Raw genomic sequence first — 17,988 nt, forward strand, 5'->3', positions numbered from 1 at the left:
ACTCGCCCATGAAAACCTTTTCAATCTCCACAGTTATTTTGCAAGTATTTATTAAAAATTACTAGCATCATTAGTCAATTGTAATACATATAAGCAAAAAAATATTTGCAAATGCATAAAATTAACACTACTGTATATACATACAGTAATTGTAAGGCCGTTAAATTTGGCATCGACTGAGAGCATGGAGCAAACAATGGCACAACAAATCAATCAACTGCTACAGAACAACAAAGTTTGGCAAGGTAAGCAATGGCATCGCAGCCAGCTAACGGTACAAGCAAGCGGCTTTGAACAGCTTGATCAACAGCTCCCAGGCCAAGGTTGGCCACAAGGCGCAATGACAGAAGTCCTCTATGAACAACAAGGTATTGGGGAACTACAACTGCTGTTACCGGCCCTGGCTAAATTAAGTAAAAAATCACAATGGATCATATGGGTGGCGCCTCCGTTCATGCCAAATGCCCCAGCACTGCAACAACACAACATTGATATAAGTAAGGTGATTGTGATCCGCCCAGAACAGTGCAGCGATATTATCTGGACCATTGAACAAGCCCTTAAAAGTGGCTGTTGCAGCGCCGTGTTAGGCTGGGTTGATCATTTAGATTTAAAAGCCAGTCGCCGCTTGCAACTAGCTGCCGAACAAGGCGACTGTCTCAGTTATTTATTTAGACCTTTGCAGCAACAACAAAGCTCCAGCGCTAGTGTTCGCATTGCACTACATCCCAATAGAAATACCGACCAAATCAGCTACCAGCTATTAAAACGACGCGGCGCAGCTCCGCTCTACGGGCAACATATTCCTCGTCAAGTTTAATAGCAAAGCCCTCAATGTGACTAAAGCATGTATTGGATTTACCTTGATTTCCCACAACTCGCGCTGGACTTGCTACAGCGCGAACATTCGCCCTCCGAAGCCTTAGCTATTCACCATAAGCAACAACTCACTCAGTTCAACAAGGCTGCGCATCAGCTAGGGCTCTACTTTGGCTGTTCGCTCAATACCGCCTATCAGCTGGCACCACAGCTCCATCTCTATGAACAACAAACGCAAGTTACTGATGATTTGTTTCAAAACTTAGCCCAACAAGCTTTAAGCTATGCTGCGCAAGTCGCCCTGCACCCAGACCATGGCCTATTTATTAATGGTTCTGGCATGCAAAGTATTTATCCCACCCCCCAGACTCATGCTCAACAACTAAGCATCATCTATCAACAACAAGGCTTGAGCTTTCGACTGGCCTGGGCCAACACCGCGCTCGCTGCTCGCTGGCTGGTTTGCTCAAAGCATAAACAAGCACCCTATAGAGGGGTCGAAACACTCGACGCTCTACCACTAAGCGCCTGTGATTTGCCAAAAGCACAAATTGCCAGCTTACAAGCCATGGGGCTTTACACATTTAAACAGCTTTGCGCATTACCTCGCCCAGAACTGCGAAAACGTTTAGGAGAACAAAGCCTAAAAAGCTTAGATCAGGCGCGAGGTAAGCAGCCATACCCGCTCGCTTTTATTCAAGCACAAGACCGTTACCAGCAAATGTTTCCACTGCTGAGTGAAATCAATACCACTCAAGCTTTAATGTTTCCTTTGAAGCAAGCTTGCCAACATTTACAACACTGGCTAAGAGAACGCCAGTATTGCTGTAATGAAATCGTCCTTGAATTATGTTTTCGTGATAAGGCCAAACAAAGGCTCCTGTTACGCAGTGCCCGTATGCTACAAAGTCGTCACGACTGGTTTGCCTTATTTCAGCTGAAACTAGAGACTCTGAGATTACCAGCGGCGTTGCTCGAGTTTAACCTCAGTAGCGAAGCGCTCTACCCTTTAAATCATTCGAGCAATGGGCTATTTGACCAAGACCAAACTCAACTCGATGATCTGTTATTTGATCAACTCAACATCCGTTTAGGTAGCCAACGGATCCATCGTTTAAGCTGTCGAGCTGATTATCGGCCTGAACTAGCCAGCCAATATCAACCCTTAGAACATGCCTCCGCACTTAATTATCCGAGTAACTTTCCTCGACCATGTTGGTTACTGCCCCAGCTTAAGCCAATCAATATTGTGCATTATGAGCTGCTCTCAGCTCCAGAGCGTATTGCCAGCGGATGGTGGGATGAGCACCAAATTAACCGCGATTATTATTTGGCGAAAAGTCAGCATGAGGCGCTTGCTTGGATATGCCAAGAGAATAAGCAATGGTTTTTACATGGTTGGTTTGGCTAGGCTGTTGCACTTAATTAATGATTTTTAATCAAGTACTTAGTCGCAGAAAAAGCGGCTTAATGCCGCAGCTATCACTCTCTATTCGCAATGAGGAAGAAAATGTATTTAGCCCCGCTTTCCAAATGCGCTTATCAACATGACCTCGTTTATTTTAGCGGCTTATCTATGACGCCATCACACAGACTCGGCCTCATACAAGCTGCGGTCCGATCATTACCAGAAATAGACAAGCAGTAAGATGAATACGATTCCTTTTGCCGAACTCAATGCTCAGAGTAACTTTAGTTTTTTATATGGCGCATCCCACCCTGAGGAGTTGGTCGAACAGGCCCAGCAATATCAATATCAAGCGATTGCCATCACCGACGAATGTAGCTTAAGTGGTGTTGTACGCGCCCACCAACAAGCGACTCAACTCGGGATCAAACTGCTCATTGGTAGCCAATTTACTTGTCAGGAACAATGCCAAATCGTGTTGCTTGCCAAAGATCTACAAGGCTATCAACAGCTTTGTCGCTTGATTACAGCAGCTAGAAAAAATAGTCATAAGGGTCACTACCAACTCAACTTGAGTCAGTTTGAAAAAGACTTAGACAACTGCATACTGCTCATAAAAGCTACGCCACAACTAACGACTGCCCAGCTCCACCAGCTACAAATAGTCCGAAAACAACCGCTATATCTGCTATTGCACAATGATTTAACCGAAACCAGTCAACAGCTAAATGACTACCGCCACTTAGCAAAATCTAACCAAGTTCGCTGTGTTGCCTCAATGAATCCTCGCATGCATCTCGCCAAGCGGAAAAAGCTGGCCGATGTGCTCGATGCGATCCGCCACCATACCTGTGTACAACAGGCTGGATTTTTACTCTCCCCCAATGCCGAACGCCGCCTTTTAAGATGGCCACAACTACAGCAGCGTTACCGAGCAGAAGAACTAGCACTAAGCAGTGAATTGGCAGAACAATGTCAATTCAGTTTAAATGAGCTTCGTTACCAATACCCAAAAGACTGTGTTCCAAAGGGTTACACAGCCCAAGACTACTTACGAATACTCGTAGAACGGGGGGCAAAAAAGCGTTTTGGTAAAACCTTAGCGGACGAGATCCGTCAACAGATTGACCACGAATTAGCCTTAATTAGCGAACTCAACTACGAGCATTACTTTTTAACCATTTATGACATCGTCGATTACGCACGGAAACAACAGATCCTGTGCCAAGGGCGAGGCTCAGCCGCTAATTCGGTGGTCTGTTACTGTTTATATATTACCGAAGTTCATCCCCAGCAAGCAGGTTTATTATTTGAACGCTTTATCTCTAAAGAGCGAGATGAGCCACCCGACATTGATGTTGATTTTGAGCACCAACGCCGTGAAGAAGTGATCCAATATATCTACCAAAAATATGGTCGTGACCGCGCGGCTCTTGCTGCCAGCATTGTGACCTACCGAACCCGTAGCGCCATCAATGACATCGGCAAAGCCTTAGCGATCCCTGCACATATTCTGCATTGTCTCAACCATCATATCGACTGGCGCGATAAAAGTTCCAACACCCGTGAAAAGATTATTAAATCTGGCTCACTACCCGCCGCTCACGCACATCACTTTGCCGAATTAGTGGAACAATTACGGGGCTTTCCGCGCCACCTTTCGCAACACGTCGGGGGATTTGTTATCGCGCAAGGGCAACTTTGTGACTTAGTGCCGATTGAAAATGCTGCCATGGCCGAACGCACGATTATTCACTGGGATAAGAATGATTTAGAAGCACTACATTTAATGAAAGTCGATATTCTCGCGCTTGGCATGCTAAGCGCGATCCGCCGCTGTCTGAGGAGTTTGAGTGAACGGGAACAGCGCCGTATTAGCCTGAGCGACATTCCACAGAACGACCCTTGCACCTACGATATGTTATGTCGTGGCGACAGCATTGGGATTTTTCAAGTCGAGTCGCGAGCACAAATGAGTATGTTGCCGCGTTTAAAGCCCAGAAGCTATTACGACTTAGTGATCGAAGTCGCCATCGTACGTCCCGGCCCCATCCAAGGCGATATGGTGCATCCTTACCTACGACGACGTCACGGAGAAGAAGCCGTTAGCTATCCTAGCCCAGAGGTCGAATCGGTATTAAGTCGAACCCTCGGGATCCCAATTTTCCAAGAACAAGTCATCAAATTGGCGATGGTCGCGGCCGGATTTAGTGGCGGCGAAGCCGATCAATTACGTCGCGCGATGGCCGCTTGGAAACGTAATGGTAAGCTCAGCTATTTTAAAGATAAATTAATCAACGGTATGCTTAGTCGCGGCTATCAACTCGATTTTGCCGAACGCTTATTCTCACAAATATTGGGCTTTGGTGAATATGGTTTTCCGGAGTCCCATGCCGCCAGCTTTGCTCTGTTGGTTTACATTTCTTCTTGGTTAAAGTGTCACGAACCCGCCGCCTTTTGCTGTGCATTGCTCAATAGCCAACCAATGGGATTTTATAGTCCTAGTCAACTGATACAAGATATTCAACGCCATGGGGTTAGCATCTTAGCAATCGACATTAACCACAGCGCTTGGGAGCATCACCTAGATTACCAAAGCGCAGCTAAGGGAGCGATCCGCTTAGGCTTAAAACAAATCAAAGGCTTAAATCGACATAAGATCAATCGCTTGCTACAACAGCGCCCCGCTCAAGGCTTCACTCATCTGGCGCAAATCACCGCCTGCTTAGACCAAAGTAGTTTAAACGCCTTAGCTTCAGCCGATGCTTTCGCGGGTCTTGCCGGTCATCGCCATCAAACACGTTGGAAAATGAGTGGTATCGAGCCAGATCTACCGCTATTTGCAATGCCCTCTGAGGCAAAAGTGCAACTGCCTGTCCCGAGTGAAATTGAAGATATCACCCAAGATTATCTCACGACTAACCTGAGTTTACGCCACCACCCTCTGCAGCTGTTGCGCGAACACCAAGCCCTAAAAAGTTGTTTGTCACAATTGCAATTACAAGGCTGCCAACACGGTCAATTAGTTACCGTCGTTGGTTTAGTGGTAGGACGTCAACGCCCAGGGGCAACGGCCGATGTCACCTTCGTCACCCTAGAGGATGAAACGGGTAATAGCAATGTGATAGTCTGGCCAGCAACCGCCAAAGCTCAGCGTAAAGCGCTTATTTCATCTCGCTTACTTAAAGTGACAGGGCGCTTAGAACGCTGTGATAATGTATTGCATATTATCGCCGGAAAGTTAGAGGATTGCTCATGGCTATTGGCCGATTTATCGATCCACTCCCGCGACTTTCGTTAAATGAAGGCTGAACAATAGGATATCTATGTTAGATCGCTACGCCGTAAAACTGATTAAAGCACCACTGGACTACGTCGCCAAGCATTTAGATAAGGCGGGTTTGAATGCCAACCAAATCACCCTCAGCGGATTTGTGCTCGGCTTAGCAGCCATTCCTATGTTGGCCTTTCAACACTATGATTGGGCCTTAGGCTTGATCATACTCAACCGTATATTCGATGGTTTAGACGGCGCATTGGCAAGGCGTCAAGGTTGTAGCGATTTTGGCGGCTACCTTGATATTGTCTGTGATTTTATCTTTTACTCTGGTGTCGTTTTGGGATTTGCTCTGGCCGCTCCTGAGCAAAATTCCATTGCAGCCAATGTACTCATCTGGACTTTTATGGGGACTGGCTCAAGTTTCCTCACTTTTGCCATTATGGCCGCCAAAAGAGATATAGAGAATACGGTATATCCACACAAGTCCTTATATTACTTGGGAGGACTCACCGAAGGTAGTGAAACCATCGCTTTATTCCTGCTATTTTGCATATATCCGGAGCATTTCCCCACCTTGGCTCTAGGTTTTGCCGCTCTGTGTTTCATCACCACATTAACTCGGATCTTAGCAGCCAAGGCCACTTTTATTGATTCACCAAATCAAGGGCCAGAAACTCCAAAGGCAGGTGACTAGAAACACCTCGGTTTATGCTTGTTTACCGTCTATTTTGTTGAATTGTCATATCCCTAGAGGCTGAAACATCACAGTGAATGGGCGAAACCAAAGAACAAGAAAGAACCTGAGAATCGCTTTTATGACAGAACGCTCAGCGTAACCCAAAATAGAGAAAGGTTACGCCATTTCCTAAAGACGAGAATTGGTCTCTATCTACAATAAAGACCAGAAATAAGCACCTGGATTAAGCCACAGCACCTTTTGCCAACTGCTGTGGGCCCAAAGCTAATAAAGCAAGATTTGCCTGTCGAGCTTGCTCTGCATCACCGGCCATAATCGATTGATAAATAGCCGTATGTTCAGGCATACAAGTATGACCATCCTGAGAAGCATATTTAAAGTAATGTACGTACATCACCTGTAAGACATTCGCGAAAGGAATAAAGAAGCAGTTTCCAGTCGCCAAATAGATTAAACGATGAAAACGCAAGTCCGCCTCGACCCATTCAGACCAATCTTGTTTTTTAGCGACCGCCGACATTTGTAAAAAAGCTTCGGTTAATGCACTACGTTGCTGGGACGTGGCATTCTTCGCAGCCAAAGCCGCAGCTTGGGGTTCAATAGCTTGGCGTAAAGCAATAAATTCATCCATTGCTTGCTGTTGCATTCCCAGGCCAGACATCCAACTCAATAACTGAGGATCGAGCATATTCCAGTGTTCTCGAGCTCTAACTCGAGTCCCAATCTTAGGTCGCGACTCCAATAAGCCTTTGGAGCTAAGATGTTTAATCGCTTCTCGCAAGGCCGTTCGACTCACCGCAAACTGTTCACACAACTCCATCTCGGATGGGATAATACTATGTTGCGCAAGTGCTCCCGATAAAATGCTTTTAGCAACTTCTCTTGCCACTTGTAAGTGCAAACTCCGAGCAGCACCTTCGATCGTTGAAAATTCACTAGCCATAGGGATCCTTATACTTTCCTATGATTTAATCCAAAATAAATATGAAAACAACTCGCCACCTATAATGACCAAAGCATCACTACGGTAGCATGATTTAATTTTTTCTCTATAGGTAATGATTTAATAATTTGATAATACTGTATTTTTTTCAATACACTTGTGAATCCAAATCCACAAATCGTAGTCGTGATTTTACGAAAATTGGTAACAGATCAGCTTACTTGTATGATGATTAAGCATAGTTTGACAGCCAATTTAAAATCATCAGTACGCCCTATTTCGAGTATGACTCTCTTCACTTAATACAAGAAAAATGCCATCAGGTGAGTGTTGAAGGGGATTCGACCATTGCTTATCTGTGAATCAGAATCAGCCATTAAAGCAACTTGAAGCCAAAGCCTATCTTCAATATGCAATACAATAAGTTAATATTAATTTATGGCGGAGTTCAATCCATATTGAGGATGGCCTGTTGGTACTGCAGTGACCAATACTCTCGATAAAAACCCCGGTATAACCAGTGAGCAACTCTTTAACACCGCTCACCCAATGACAAGGTATGATAATACTCACTCTATTTTAGCCATTCGCGGCCGCAACAGCCCGACACGCTTTTGGCATCATAAAATACTCCGCTTGTTGCTGATCACTCCGGGTTTCTCCATAAGGTATCACTTGTCGACCTCGTCATAGCTGCTGGCCAAGTTCGCTACTCGGCTTATCTAAAGCGCCTTCAAGCATTTGGCGAAGCCCTTCAACTCGGTTTCAAGCATCTTCCGAGCAGTAAACACCAATAAACATAAACCTCGTTGGAAAGCGCAGGCGAACATCGGCCCAAATGGCATAAAAAACGAGTCATATGAATCACCACCTGATGATGTATTGAGTAAGGGGCTTCACCAAACAAAAGGCGATATTACTGGTGAAAGCCACTGAGTGACTGACAACCATTATAGACAGCTGAATTAGTTACCGATTGTCGCTTGTTAAATATCGCCACACGCCGAATTCATCTAGCATAGCTTGATAGACGCGACAACTTGACCGACAAAAAGTGGTATTACCCCCTTCATACTGGGTGTCACGGCGATTCATTGCGTTATACTTCTGCTGAAACTGAAGGCTTAGCTCAAACATTGGTTTTGCTGCGCTGTAATCAGTTCGGATGAAGCTAAACTAACAACCGATCAGCACCCTCGCTACCGAAAAATAAGCAAGTATTTTTCGGTAGCGACAAATAGAAGGCACAACCACAAGCAAGGTTGCGTCTTCAAGTTTTTATCCCAATTGCTGTTTAAAAAAGTCTAGCGTGCGACTCCAGGCGAGTTCGGCCTGCAGCTCGTCATAACGGCCAGTGGAGTCATTATGAAAACCATGATTGGCCCCCTGATACATATGCATCTGGTAAGCAACCTTGTTCGCCAGCAGATCTTGTTCATAATCGGGCCAGGTAGCATTCACCCGTTTATCTAACTCAGCCAGGTGGATCAACAAGGGCGCTTTAATATTTGACCGAAGCTCTTTCGCGGATGGCGTTCCGTAAAATGGTACGCCTGCATTCAGCTGCTTGGCCATTCTTGCTGCTAGCATATTCACCACATAACCACCAAAACAAAAACCAACCGCGCCCAACTTACCGTTACTGGCGGGATGTTCCTTCAAAAAAACGGCTGCGGCCAAAAAGTCTTGTTCAATTTTACCTTTATCAAGGGACTTTTGCATACTACGCCCTTGATCATCATTCCCCGGATAGCCGCCTAATATATGCAATGCATCGGGTGCAAATGCAATATAGCCAGCCTTGGCTAAGCGCCGCGCAACGTCTTTAATATAAGGATTTAAGCCCCGGTTTTCATGGATCACTAAGATCACCGGCAGCGTTTTGTCGGCATTCTTCGGTGTGACCAGATAACCTCGCCCTTCACCATGTCCCATTGGTGAATCAAACAAGACATACTCGGCTTTAATCTCGGGATCATTAAACGACACCTGCTCAGCCAAGGCATAATTAGGAAGTAGAGCGGAAGACAACATCGCCATAGAAAAACCCAAAGCGGTCAGCTTTGCCAAACGCGCCAGAAAGGTTCGCCGGTCAATCAAGCCATGTGCATATTCGTCATACCAGTCAAAAGCCTCTTGCGGAATCGCGTAAGACTGAGCATCGATACTTGCTGCTGTGCTAGAAAACTGATTAGATTGAGCCACTATCATACCCTCACGTAAAAATAAATTTGCATCCAATGCGACGGCTCACACAGTTGCTTCTGAGCTGCGGCATCTCCATTTACCAACAATCGTTACTCTGGTTCAGCATCAATCGATTGCCCAAACGGCAATCATTAATAAACGCCAAGCATGTTGCTTGTCCTTCACCCAAAACAGAGTGGCTTGAAGTACTCCCATACCACAACGATCAGCTTCACAACAAACCAGGCAACACATCAACTACAAATTACCAACCAAATATCAACATAAATGATCTAAGCAATAAGCGCAAACTATCACGAGAGATCCCTCAACCATCAAATCAAATGGTTTGCGATAAACAATACCGTACGCGCTTAGCTAAGTGCGCTAAACTTTGCGAACCAACCGCTAATAAAGGAAATCAAGTCAATATGCTGGAGCGATTCAAACTGGTAATTAGCTTGAGTGTTATGGTCAATATTTCGGTGATGGCAGCCAGTCACCCTTGGGAGCAGATCAATAGCCCCTCACATGGGAGCCCTAATGCCATAGGCACCTATAACCAAGGTTGTCTAGCCGGAGGCCAGCCCTTAGCGCTCACCGGCGAAGGCTATCGGGTGGTTCACCCCGAACGTCGACGCAATTATGGTCATCCAAGCTTACTCGGATTTATTCAAGACTATGCCAAAACGCTAAAAGCTAAGGGCCTGCAGAATATTCTCATTGCCGATATGTCAATGCCGCGAGGCGGATCATTTAGTCATGGTCATCGTAGTCATCAAATCGGCTTAGATGTGGATATTTGGTTTAAAACCACCACAGACAAACTCACGCCATCCCAACAGACAAACCTTAGGCCTATCAACTTAGTTGACTCAAAAAACTTCCGACTTGAATCTGCTTGGTCAAGTACGCATCAGCAAATGCTAAAAATTGCCGCGCAAGACCCGCGAGTCGCGAGGATCTTCGTCAATCCGGTCATCAAACAGCAGCTCTGCACTCACACTCAAGCCAAACAACACTGGTTGGCTAAAATTCGACCTTGGTGGGGGCATACCAAACATATGCACATCAGGCTTCACTGCCCTATCGATCAACCACTGTGCCAAGAACAAACGGCCTTAGCTGAAGGCAATGGCTGTCAAGATCTGGTTTGGTGGAAACAACAACTGACGCAACCAGCAACTCTGCGCAACACTCCCCCAGCAAAGCCCAAACCTAAAGTAGACTTACCAGCCCCATGCGCTCAATTACTTGCTCGACCCGAAACCAAAGCATAGGCCCAATCATCGCGACCGCGCAGCTCCGCCAGTGCAACAGCTTTTTGTATATCGTAGGCAACCTGATATTGCGCCACTGTCCAACCTTGCGCGGTCAACTCTACAATGGCATAACGTGCATGCGGGCTAAAATTTTCCATCACATGTGAATTGGGCCAATCATCTCGATAAGCTTGTAAGCCGACACTGCCGGGGTTCACCAGCAATTGCTGCTCCCCTATGTTCACCACCCTTGGCGTATGGCTATGACCGCATAAAATTAACGGTGATGTTTGCCCTTCGAGTAAAGCTAATATTTCATGCTCTGAACGTAGCTGGGCAAAGCCTTGACTCACGTCATCTACGAGGTAGATCAAGTCATCCCCAGGGCTTGCATGACACAAATAAACCTGCTCGTTCAATTGCAGATCAAAAGGAAGCTGCTGCATCCACTGGAGTGGCTCAGGCCCTAAGTCGTCTAAAATAAACTGCATCGTTGGGTTCGTCGCGCAATCAGCAGCACTTGCTTGATAAATCTGGCGATCTTGATTTCCACAAATCGTCACAAAATCAAGTTCCCTCAGGCGCTCGTAAGTCGCCCGAGGCGCAATCGGTCCATATAAAATATCACCTAGATTGACCACCACATCAACCCCTCGGCTCTCAATATCTGCCACCACCGCCTCAAGTGCGTACAGATTGCTGTGGATATCTGACAATACCGCAATTCGCATCAACTCATCCTCTTTAAAATTCAACTTGGTCGCTTCAATAACTCGAGTCAAACAATACCCGTCCGTGTCTTAAACCTAATGGACGAACTGGGATTGCCGGTAAGTTTTTACCGCAAGCCTATGAAGTAACAGATTTATATCAGAAATTCACTAGAGTTAACCAGCAAAGTATTGTCATTGCGATAAACCTGAAGCTTGTACGAGCAATGGATTAATGATTAGTATCATCAAACAAACCCAAAAAAGAGAAGCTAAGCATTTGTCAACAGAGTCTATTTTGGGCTTAAGCGCCTTAGTTACATCATTGATTGCCGCCATATTTGGCTTTGGTGGTGGCATGTTATTGATTGCCGTACTGCCTTTATACCTAAGTCCAAGTACCATCATTCCCATTCATGGGGTCACACAATTCGCCAGCAATATCTCACGAAGTTTATTTTCGCTCAAGCACGTACAGTGGCCGCTCATCGTCCCGTTTTTAATTGGCTCAATCCTCGGCGTTGGTTTATTTGGCTTGCTACTAAGCCATCTACCCAGCAAATATATTCCTGCGCTTATAGGCTCCTACATTGTGTTGAACTTATGGAGCAGCAAGTTTTCTCGCCTCATCAATCGATATGAGAGTTATTACCTGATTGGTGTCCTGCAAACCGGATTGGGTTTAGTCGTGGGTGCAACTGGCCCTATCGGTACCAGCGTGTTAGCCAAAAAGCTGAGCGACCATAACCAACTGATTGCTACCAGTTCAATGTTTATGACGATTAGTCATTTACTTAAAATATTGGTATTTGGCTTTATCGGCTTTAGCTACACTGAGCATCTTAACTTACTGATAAGCATGGTGCTTGGTTCGGTACTCGGCTCTTATTTAGGGACCAAAATGCGCAGGCTGGTCGGAAATCAGCGACTCATATGGCTAATTAAAGCATTGTTAACTGGACTCGCCCTAAAAATGATATTCAGCGTGATATTGACTTAGAACTAGAATGCTTTCACCCTCTCTATGGTGAGGCTGATATCACTTGTATAAAACTTACTCATATCGTCGAACTAAAAAGACCGGAGAAATTCAATTTTCGGCTTAATACAACACACATAAACGCAACTATACGGATATTCCTATTTATGAAACTAGTCACATTCATTACAGCTGTTAGCCTTTTGTTCAGCGCAGCCTCCCAAGCAGACCGTTTACAAGACATTCAAAAACAAGGCTACATCACCGTCGGTACCACTGGTGATTACAAGCCTTTCTCTTTTTACGATGGCGCAACGTTCAAAGGTTACGACATCGACGTCGCAAAACACTTGGCCCATGAAATGGGCGTAGAAGTTAAATTTGTTCAAACCACCTGGAAAAACCTACTGTTGGGCTTAGATGAAAACCAGTATGACATCGCTATGGGCGGCATTACACGTCGTATCTCTCGTCAAATGGCCGCAGAACAAAGTCAAGGTTACATGACTTTTGGCAAGTGCTTCTTAGTCGCTCAGGGACGCGGTTCTCTATTTGATACCTTAGAAGAAGTAAACCGTCCAGAAGTTAAAGTTGGGATAAATATTGGCGGAACCAACGAAAAATTTGCCGAAAAATACCTGAGTAAAGCCACTTTGGTACGTTTTGATAACAACCTAGACGTCCCTAAAGCTTTAGAAGCCGGGAAAATCGACGTGATGGTAACCGAAACACCTGAAGCCCTTTATTATCAAGTGATTAATAAAAAACTAGAAGCGGTACGCGAAGACAATCCATTCACCAAAAGTCAATTTGGTTACCTGATCCCAGATGGTGAACAACGTCTGCTGAATACTGTTAACTTCATCATGGATGAGATGAAACTAAAAGGGATCGACCAAGATTTAATGAAGAAAAACTCATTAAAATAAGTGCTGATTAAAATTCAAAATCACCGCTTCATTAAGCATCGATGAAGCGGTGAGCCTTGTCATCCAGACGTTCACCTAACTGGTTGATGTAAGTTAAGAGCACAAACATCATTCGAGCGGAGCTGGATCAATCATGACACGGCTTTTTATACACTAAGCGAGAAATTCAGATCTAATATTTTCAAGAACGGATAACGGCGTAATCCCTTATTAAATAGGCAATATAAATCATATGAATGTTTTTGTAGTTGGGAATGGAAAACTAGCAAACGAGCTACTCAGTCAATTGCAGTTTAACCAAGTGAAGGCTTGGCACGAAAGAGCGAACAACAACAACCCGGCGATTATTGTACATGCGGGTTCAGGCAGAGAACTCGAAGAAATCATGACCTATTGCCGAAATACAAATTCGGTGTTGGTTGAGCTTTCAACAGGATCGCAGATAGAAGAGATAGCTATCGACTTTAGCGCAGTAGTCTGTCCGAATATCAATATATTGATGCTCAAATTCATGCATATGATTTCAAACCACGGACAACAATTCCAACAATATAACATCCAACTAAGTGAATCGCATCAGTCAGAAAAAACCTCGGTGCCGGGCACTGCAGTTTATTTAGCGAATGCATTCGACCTGCCTGTTGAGGACATTCACTCCATCAGAGATCCAGAACAGCAGCAACACTTATGCGGAGTTCCTTCGGAACATTTATCCAGACACGCAGTCCATCAAATAACGATTCAAGATAGTTCATGCAGCATCTCCTTGGAATCGCGGGTGTACGGTGATTCCCCCTATGCATCGGGGGTTTTAAAAGTCATACACGCTATTGAGAACCACCAATTGGAGCAGCGCCTATATACCATTCATGAACTGATCGAAAAAGAATGGCTGTAAATAACGAGTAAACCAAAGCTATAAAGCTCAACTCGAAAGATCAGCGTGGTATTTCAAAACCGGTGTCCAATTACCCCTCAATCGTTAGCTTAGGCCACTGCGCCAACCACGCTTTGGCCTGTATTCGCTGCTCAAAGACTTCACGCGACCGCTTAGGATTATGGGTAATGTTCAATTGAAATAACGACTCAAAGCCAAAGGCCGAAACACACTCATAGCCTTGAGAAGTTTTACGGATCGCCACCGCTGTTTCTTTTTCCGGCCAAAAACTCATTGCATCCAAAGTACTTAAGTACGGTCGATCATGATTACGCAGGTGCATCCGGGCTTGGTTGCGCACCTGCCAGTGAAGCTGGGGCATGTAAGATCTAAGCTTAGCTTCGAGTTTCAGCTGCCTTTCTGGATCCGTCTCCTCGGCATCAAAGTAAATCACATCCACATCATTGAGAGGCGTAGCAACTGGTTTATGATGCAGATGATCCCAAACCATATTACGCACAAAACCGGCCGCTAAATACCCCTGAGGCAAGCCAAGTCGGTGAACACAGTCAAGTGCCTGCAAACGTTGCCGATCGTTTTGCAGCAGCTGGATGATAGTTTCCATTTGAACCTAAGTATTCACATATTAACGAATAACAACTGATTACTTTCTGTATTCACGACTGAGATGCTAAAACAAAACGCAACCAACAAGACTAATTATTTATTTTTCAACCAAATGGTAGAATTAGAAAATACAATTTGCTTACAATTGTTAGTAATTTCAAATGTTACTCCCCAATCAGTTGAATTACCGCCCAAGTGATCGATTTCTCCGGTTGCCGTTTGACTTTTTTCATTTATCAAAACAATTTTATCTGCATTCTGAGTCACATAAGTTGCACCACCATAAACCTGACAATACCCAGTACAAACATAGTAACCTGCGATATCGACATACCCTTGTTCGTTCATAACGCACTGAGCTTGAGCATTCCAAGAAGAAAAAGACAAAACAGCCAAAGAAATAATGCTTTTAACAAAATAATTCATTTACAACGTCCTTGATATTAAAAGAAAATTAATTTTATAAAAAAATAGTTAACCGCGCCACTAAGCATCCTTATCGAGGCTAAGAACATAATCCCCTGCACGATTCGCAATATCTCTCTAAACTGGGTATTTATATCGTGAGGATTAGCCCCGCTAAGCAAAGCGCGCGCTTCGTGCTACAATCGCAAGCTTATCTGCGCTTAGTGCTATTTGCCTTAATCGCGGCCCTATTGTTCGTCATCTGAGACCCTTCATGCCATTTTCTAAACTTGGATTAAGTACGCCGATCTTACAAGCTTTGAGCGAGCGTGCATATCAACAGCCCACGCCCATTCAGCAACAGGCCATTCCGGCTATTTTAGCGGGTAAAAACCTGCTCGCCGCGGCGCAAACCGGCACCGGCAAAACGGCCAGCTTTGTATTGCCCATTTTGCAAAAACTAAGTAAAGCGCAAACGCCCCTGCGCGGTAAACGGATTCGGGTGCTGATCCTTACCCCCACCCGTGAACTGGCGGTTCAGGTTGAAGAGAATATTGGCCATTACGCAAAACATTTAGAAATCAGCTCACTGGCAATGGTTGGCGGTGTTGACGCAGAACCACAGAAACAAGCCCTAATCTACGGCGTAGATATTCTGGTCGCAACCCCGGGTCGCCTGCTGGATATGATCCATCAACGTGCCCTGCACTTCGACCAACTTGATACTTTGGTGCTCGATGAAGCCGACCGAATGCTGGATATGGGCTTCATCGACGACCTTGAGAAAATTTTGCAGCGCCTGCCCGAGCAGCGTCAAAGTCTGTTGTTTTCGGCAACTTTATCTCCACAAATTAAGCGCTTAGCCAAAACGACTATCGAAAATCCGCTGGAAATCAATGTGGCGTCGTCTTCGGATAACAGCCCTAAAATCGAGCAATGGTTAATTACCGTCGACAAAGACAAAAAGTCGGCATTACTCAGCCAGATGATCATTGATAACAACTGGCAACAGGCGCTGATCTTTATTCAAACCAAACATGGCTCGGCCAAACTGGTGAGCCAATTGGAGAAGCGTGGCATTCAAGCCGAAGCCTTTCATAGCGGCCGAAGCCAGGCCTCACGTAGTAAGTTACTCGCCGATTTTAAATCCGGTGAAGTCCAGTTTGTGGTGGCTACTGGTATTGCAGCGCGCGGCATCGACATCGATGAATTAAGCCGTGTGGTCAATTATGATCTGCCCGATCAAGCCGACGACTATATTCATCGCATCGGCAGAACCGGCCGGGCTGGCGCTGTTGGCGAAGCGATCTCTTTTGTCTCAAAAGATGACTTTAGAAACCTTTGTTCGATTGAGAGTCGCCTCGGTCAGCTGATAGAACGCCGGGTCGTTGAAGGCTTAGAGCCGAAAAAAGAAGTGCCAATTTCTATCCTGAATCATCGGCCCAAATCAAACAAGGGTTCGGGGCATTACAAGCCAAGAAACAAAGTCAGCCACTAAACCCGCGAGCCAATCACAAACTAAATATTGCAAAAGGCCTTGTCACTGACAAGGCCTTTTTGTAGCTCGGTGATTGCAAACGACAGCGTCTAGTGACCAATACGGTCTCTAAACCACAGCTTCAAAAAGTCGGTGATTGCAGCAGCTCGGCAGGTTTGCGCTCAATTAGGATCTGACCTTGGCGCACCGACAACAATACCTCGCCTTGCTTTTGCAAGACCTCGACATCATTCCCACCTTCTAATACGATGAAATTTGCTGGTTTGCCCAGCTCAATACCGTATTCATCTTCTACCTGTAGGGTTCTTGCACCATTATCAGTGATCAAATCTAAACAGTTTTGAAGTTCACTGTAGCCCATCATATGGCAGCTGTGGATCCCCGAGTCCAATACCCGCAACAGCTTACCGTTGCCAAGGGTATACCAAGGATCTTGGATAGAGTCTTGGGCAAAACATACATTTAAACCGGCTTCACGTAGTTCTTTAACCCGAGTGATACCACGCCGCTTGGGGTAGCTGTCGAAACGACCTTGTAAATGAATGCTCTCGGTTGGACAAGAAACAAAATTGATTTTCGACATTTTTAGTAAGCGAAACAGCTTGGAGCAATAGGCGTTATTATAGGAATGCATGGCAGTGGTATGACTGGCGGTTACCCGTGGTCCTATATTGGCTTCCAAGGCGGCGGTGGCGAGAACCTCCAGAAAACGCGCCGCATCGTCATCAATTTCATCACAATGCACATCGACCAATTTACCGGTTTGCTGCGCCAACTCTATCACCCAACGCATCGATTCCACCCCGTATTCACGAGTAAATTCAAAGTGCGGGATCCCACCAATCACGTCGGCGCCCTCTTCCAACGCCTGTAGCATTAACTCGCGACCGTTAGGATAAGACCAAATACCTTCCTGAGGAAACGCCACGATTTGCAACAATATCTTATCTTGAAGACGAGACTTGAGCTTAGCAATCGCTTTTAGCGCCACTAACTGCGGATCGGTAACATCCACATGGGTACGAATATACTGCACGCCATTGGCCACCAACAGTTCGACTGTTTTAAGCACCCTTTGCTCAACATCTTCGGCACTTAACATCGGTTTGCGCTCGGCCCAACGTTCGATCCCCTCAAATAACGTTCCGCTCATATTCCAATTGGGTTGCCCTGCCGTGAGGGCTGCATCGAGGTGAATATGTGGTTCAACGAAGGGGGCGCAGCAAAGATTTCCCTTAGCATCATAACTACCTGCACTGATCGCTAGGGTACTTTGTTGTTGCTCTATTTGGCTAAAGCAACCATCACGAATGCTGATACTAAATAGCGATTCTTGGCCACGTAGCCGAGCATTAATAATTTTCATC

At 45.4% G+C, this 17,988-nt stretch carries 15 protein-coding genes; 9 read left to right on the forward strand and 6 right to left on the reverse strand.

Translation table 11 applies throughout. The features are described 5' to 3' along the window. The first annotated feature begins 196 nt into the window (after positions 1-196). The 4 genes from imuA to ACRRS1_RS12025 all read left to right on the forward strand — a co-directional run bounded on the left by imuA (position 197) and on the right by ACRRS1_RS12025 (position 6,201). Positions 197-820: a translesion DNA synthesis-associated protein ImuA gene (gene imuA / locus ACRRS1_RS12010; protein WP_432467743.1), complete on the forward strand. Its 624-nt coding sequence runs from the start codon at positions 197-199 to the stop codon at positions 818-820. Between the two features lie 27 nt (positions 821-847). Continuing rightward, the gene (locus ACRRS1_RS12015; protein WP_432467742.1) at positions 848-2,230 is read left to right on the forward strand and encodes a Y-family DNA polymerase; all 1,383 of its coding nucleotides are present in this window, start codon (positions 848-850) and stop codon (positions 2,228-2,230) included. A 238-nt stretch (positions 2,231-2,468) separates the two neighbouring features. Then, the gene (locus ACRRS1_RS12020; RefSeq protein WP_432467741.1) at positions 2,469-5,528 is read left to right on the forward strand and encodes an error-prone DNA polymerase; all 3,060 of its coding nucleotides are present in this window, start codon (positions 2,469-2,471) and stop codon (positions 5,526-5,528) included. 25 nt (positions 5,529-5,553) lie between these two features. Then, on the forward strand, positions 5,554-6,201 hold the full coding sequence (locus ACRRS1_RS12025; RefSeq protein ID WP_432459485.1) for a CDP-alcohol phosphatidyltransferase family protein: 648 nt from the start codon (positions 5,554-5,556) through the stop codon (positions 6,199-6,201). Between the two features lie 226 nt (positions 6,202-6,427). Here the strand turns inward: ACRRS1_RS12025 and ACRRS1_RS12030 are convergent, their stop codons facing one another. After that, positions 6,428-7,147: a FadR/GntR family transcriptional regulator gene (locus tag ACRRS1_RS12030; protein ID WP_432452946.1), complete on the reverse strand. Its 720-nt coding sequence runs from the start codon at positions 7,145-7,147 to the stop codon at positions 6,428-6,430. Positions 7,148-8,425: 1,278 nt separating this feature from the next. Further along, positions 8,426-9,352 (reverse strand): dienelactone hydrolase family protein, encoded by a 927-nt coding sequence (locus ACRRS1_RS12035; protein WP_432467739.1) that lies wholly within the window; start codon positions 9,350-9,352, stop codon positions 8,426-8,428. Between the two features lie 413 nt (positions 9,353-9,765). On the opposite strand from ACRRS1_RS12035, the gene mepA reads away from it, so the two are divergent. Further along, positions 9,766-10,614 carry a penicillin-insensitive murein endopeptidase gene (gene mepA / locus ACRRS1_RS12040; protein ID WP_432467738.1) on the forward strand — a complete coding sequence of 283 codons (849 nt, stop codon included), beginning with the start codon at positions 9,766-9,768 and terminating at the stop codon, positions 10,612-10,614. Here the strand turns inward: mepA and ACRRS1_RS12045 are convergent. Then, positions 10,581-11,378, reverse strand: coding sequence for a metallophosphoesterase family protein (locus ACRRS1_RS12045; RefSeq protein ID WP_432452941.1), 798 nt, complete (start codon positions 11,376-11,378; stop codon positions 10,581-10,583). The two genes, mepA and ACRRS1_RS12045, sit on opposite strands and share 34 nt — an antisense overlap. Positions 11,379-11,541: 163 nt before the next feature. Here ACRRS1_RS12045 and ACRRS1_RS12050 point away from each other — a divergent pair, with 163 nt between their 5' ends. The 3 genes from ACRRS1_RS12050 (at position 11,542) to ACRRS1_RS12060 (ending at position 14,112) form a co-directional block, all read left to right on the forward strand. After that, entirely contained in the window at positions 11,542-12,306 is a 765-nt protein-coding gene (locus ACRRS1_RS12050; protein ID WP_432467737.1) for a sulfite exporter TauE/SafE family protein, read from the forward strand. Between the two features lie 146 nt (positions 12,307-12,452). Further along, entirely contained in the window at positions 12,453-13,214 is a 762-nt protein-coding gene (locus ACRRS1_RS12055) for a transporter substrate-binding domain-containing protein (RefSeq protein ID WP_432452938.1), read from the forward strand. 232 nt (positions 13,215-13,446) lie between these two features. Beyond that, on the forward strand, positions 13,447-14,112 hold the full coding sequence (locus ACRRS1_RS12060; RefSeq protein ID WP_432467735.1) for a dihydrodipicolinate reductase C-terminal domain-containing protein: 666 nt from the start codon (positions 13,447-13,449) through the stop codon (positions 14,110-14,112). A 70-nt stretch (positions 14,113-14,182) separates the two neighbouring features. Here the strand turns inward: ACRRS1_RS12060 and ACRRS1_RS12065 are convergent, their stop codons facing one another. Together ACRRS1_RS12065 and ACRRS1_RS12070 are read right to left on the reverse strand one after the other, a co-directional pair. Beyond that, a complete protein-coding gene (locus tag ACRRS1_RS12065; protein ID WP_432463119.1) occupies positions 14,183-14,716 on the reverse strand; it encodes a nucleotidyltransferase family protein in 534 nt (177 codons plus the stop codon). A 95-nt stretch (positions 14,717-14,811) separates the two neighbouring features. After that, positions 14,812-15,144 carry a hypothetical protein gene (locus ACRRS1_RS12070; RefSeq protein WP_432452934.1) on the reverse strand — a complete coding sequence of 111 codons (333 nt, stop codon included), beginning with the start codon at positions 15,142-15,144 and terminating at the stop codon, positions 14,812-14,814. A gap of 253 nt (positions 15,145-15,397) precedes the next feature. On the opposite strand from ACRRS1_RS12070, the gene ACRRS1_RS12075 reads away from it, so the two are divergent. Further along, positions 15,398-16,621 (forward strand): DEAD/DEAH box helicase, encoded by a 1,224-nt coding sequence (locus ACRRS1_RS12075; RefSeq protein WP_432467734.1) that lies wholly within the window; start codon positions 15,398-15,400, stop codon positions 16,619-16,621. A 121-nt stretch (positions 16,622-16,742) separates the two neighbouring features. Here the strand turns inward: ACRRS1_RS12075 and codA are convergent, their stop codons facing one another. Next, positions 16,743-17,987 carry a cytosine deaminase gene (gene codA, locus ACRRS1_RS12080; protein WP_439035995.1) on the reverse strand — a complete coding sequence of 415 codons (1,245 nt, stop codon included), beginning with the start codon at positions 17,985-17,987 and terminating at the stop codon, positions 16,743-16,745. Position 17,988: the final 1 nt, after the last annotated feature.

The organism is Agarivorans sp. Z349TD_8 (assembly GCF_050870825.2).
In the GTDB taxonomy this organism is placed as follows: Bacteria; Pseudomonadota; Gammaproteobacteria; order Enterobacterales; family Celerinatantimonadaceae; genus Agarivorans.

Bases quoted from the DNA above. Each gene is read 5' to 3' on its own strand.
- ACRRS1_RS12015 (WP_432467742.1), top strand. From the start codon at position 848: ATGTATTGGATTTACCTTGATTTCCCACAACTCGCGCTGGACTTGCTA.
- ACRRS1_RS12055 (WP_432452938.1), top strand. From the start codon at position 12,453: ATGAAACTAGTCACATTCATTACAGCTGTTAGCCTTTTGTTCAGCGCA.
- codA (WP_439035995.1), bottom strand. From the start codon at position 17,987: ATGAAAATTATTAATGCTCGGCTACGTGGCCAAGAATCGCTATTTAGT.
- ACRRS1_RS12065 (WP_432463119.1), bottom strand. From the start codon at position 14,716: ATGGAAACTATCATCCAGCTGCTGCAAAACGATCGGCAACGTTTGCAG.
- ACRRS1_RS12075 (WP_432467734.1), top strand. From the start codon at position 15,398: ATGCCATTTTCTAAACTTGGATTAAGTACGCCGATCTTACAAGCTTTG.
- ACRRS1_RS12030 (WP_432452946.1), bottom strand. From the start codon at position 7,147: ATGGCTAGTGAATTTTCAACGATCGAAGGTGCTGCTCGGAGTTTGCAC.
- imuA (WP_432467743.1), top strand. From the start codon at position 197: ATGGCACAACAAATCAATCAACTGCTACAGAACAACAAAGTTTGGCAA.
- ACRRS1_RS12060 (WP_432467735.1), top strand. From the start codon at position 13,447: ATGAATGTTTTTGTAGTTGGGAATGGAAAACTAGCAAACGAGCTACTC.
- mepA (WP_432467738.1), top strand. From the start codon at position 9,766: ATGCTGGAGCGATTCAAACTGGTAATTAGCTTGAGTGTTATGGTCAAT.
- ACRRS1_RS12070 (WP_432452934.1), bottom strand. From the start codon at position 15,144: ATGAATTATTTTGTTAAAAGCATTATTTCTTTGGCTGTTTTGTCTTTT.
- ACRRS1_RS12050 (WP_432467737.1), top strand. From the start codon at position 11,542: ATGATTAGTATCATCAAACAAACCCAAAAAAGAGAAGCTAAGCATTTG.
- ACRRS1_RS12025 (WP_432459485.1), top strand. From the start codon at position 5,554: ATGTTAGATCGCTACGCCGTAAAACTGATTAAAGCACCACTGGACTAC.
- ACRRS1_RS12020 (WP_432467741.1), top strand. From the start codon at position 2,469: ATGAATACGATTCCTTTTGCCGAACTCAATGCTCAGAGTAACTTTAGT.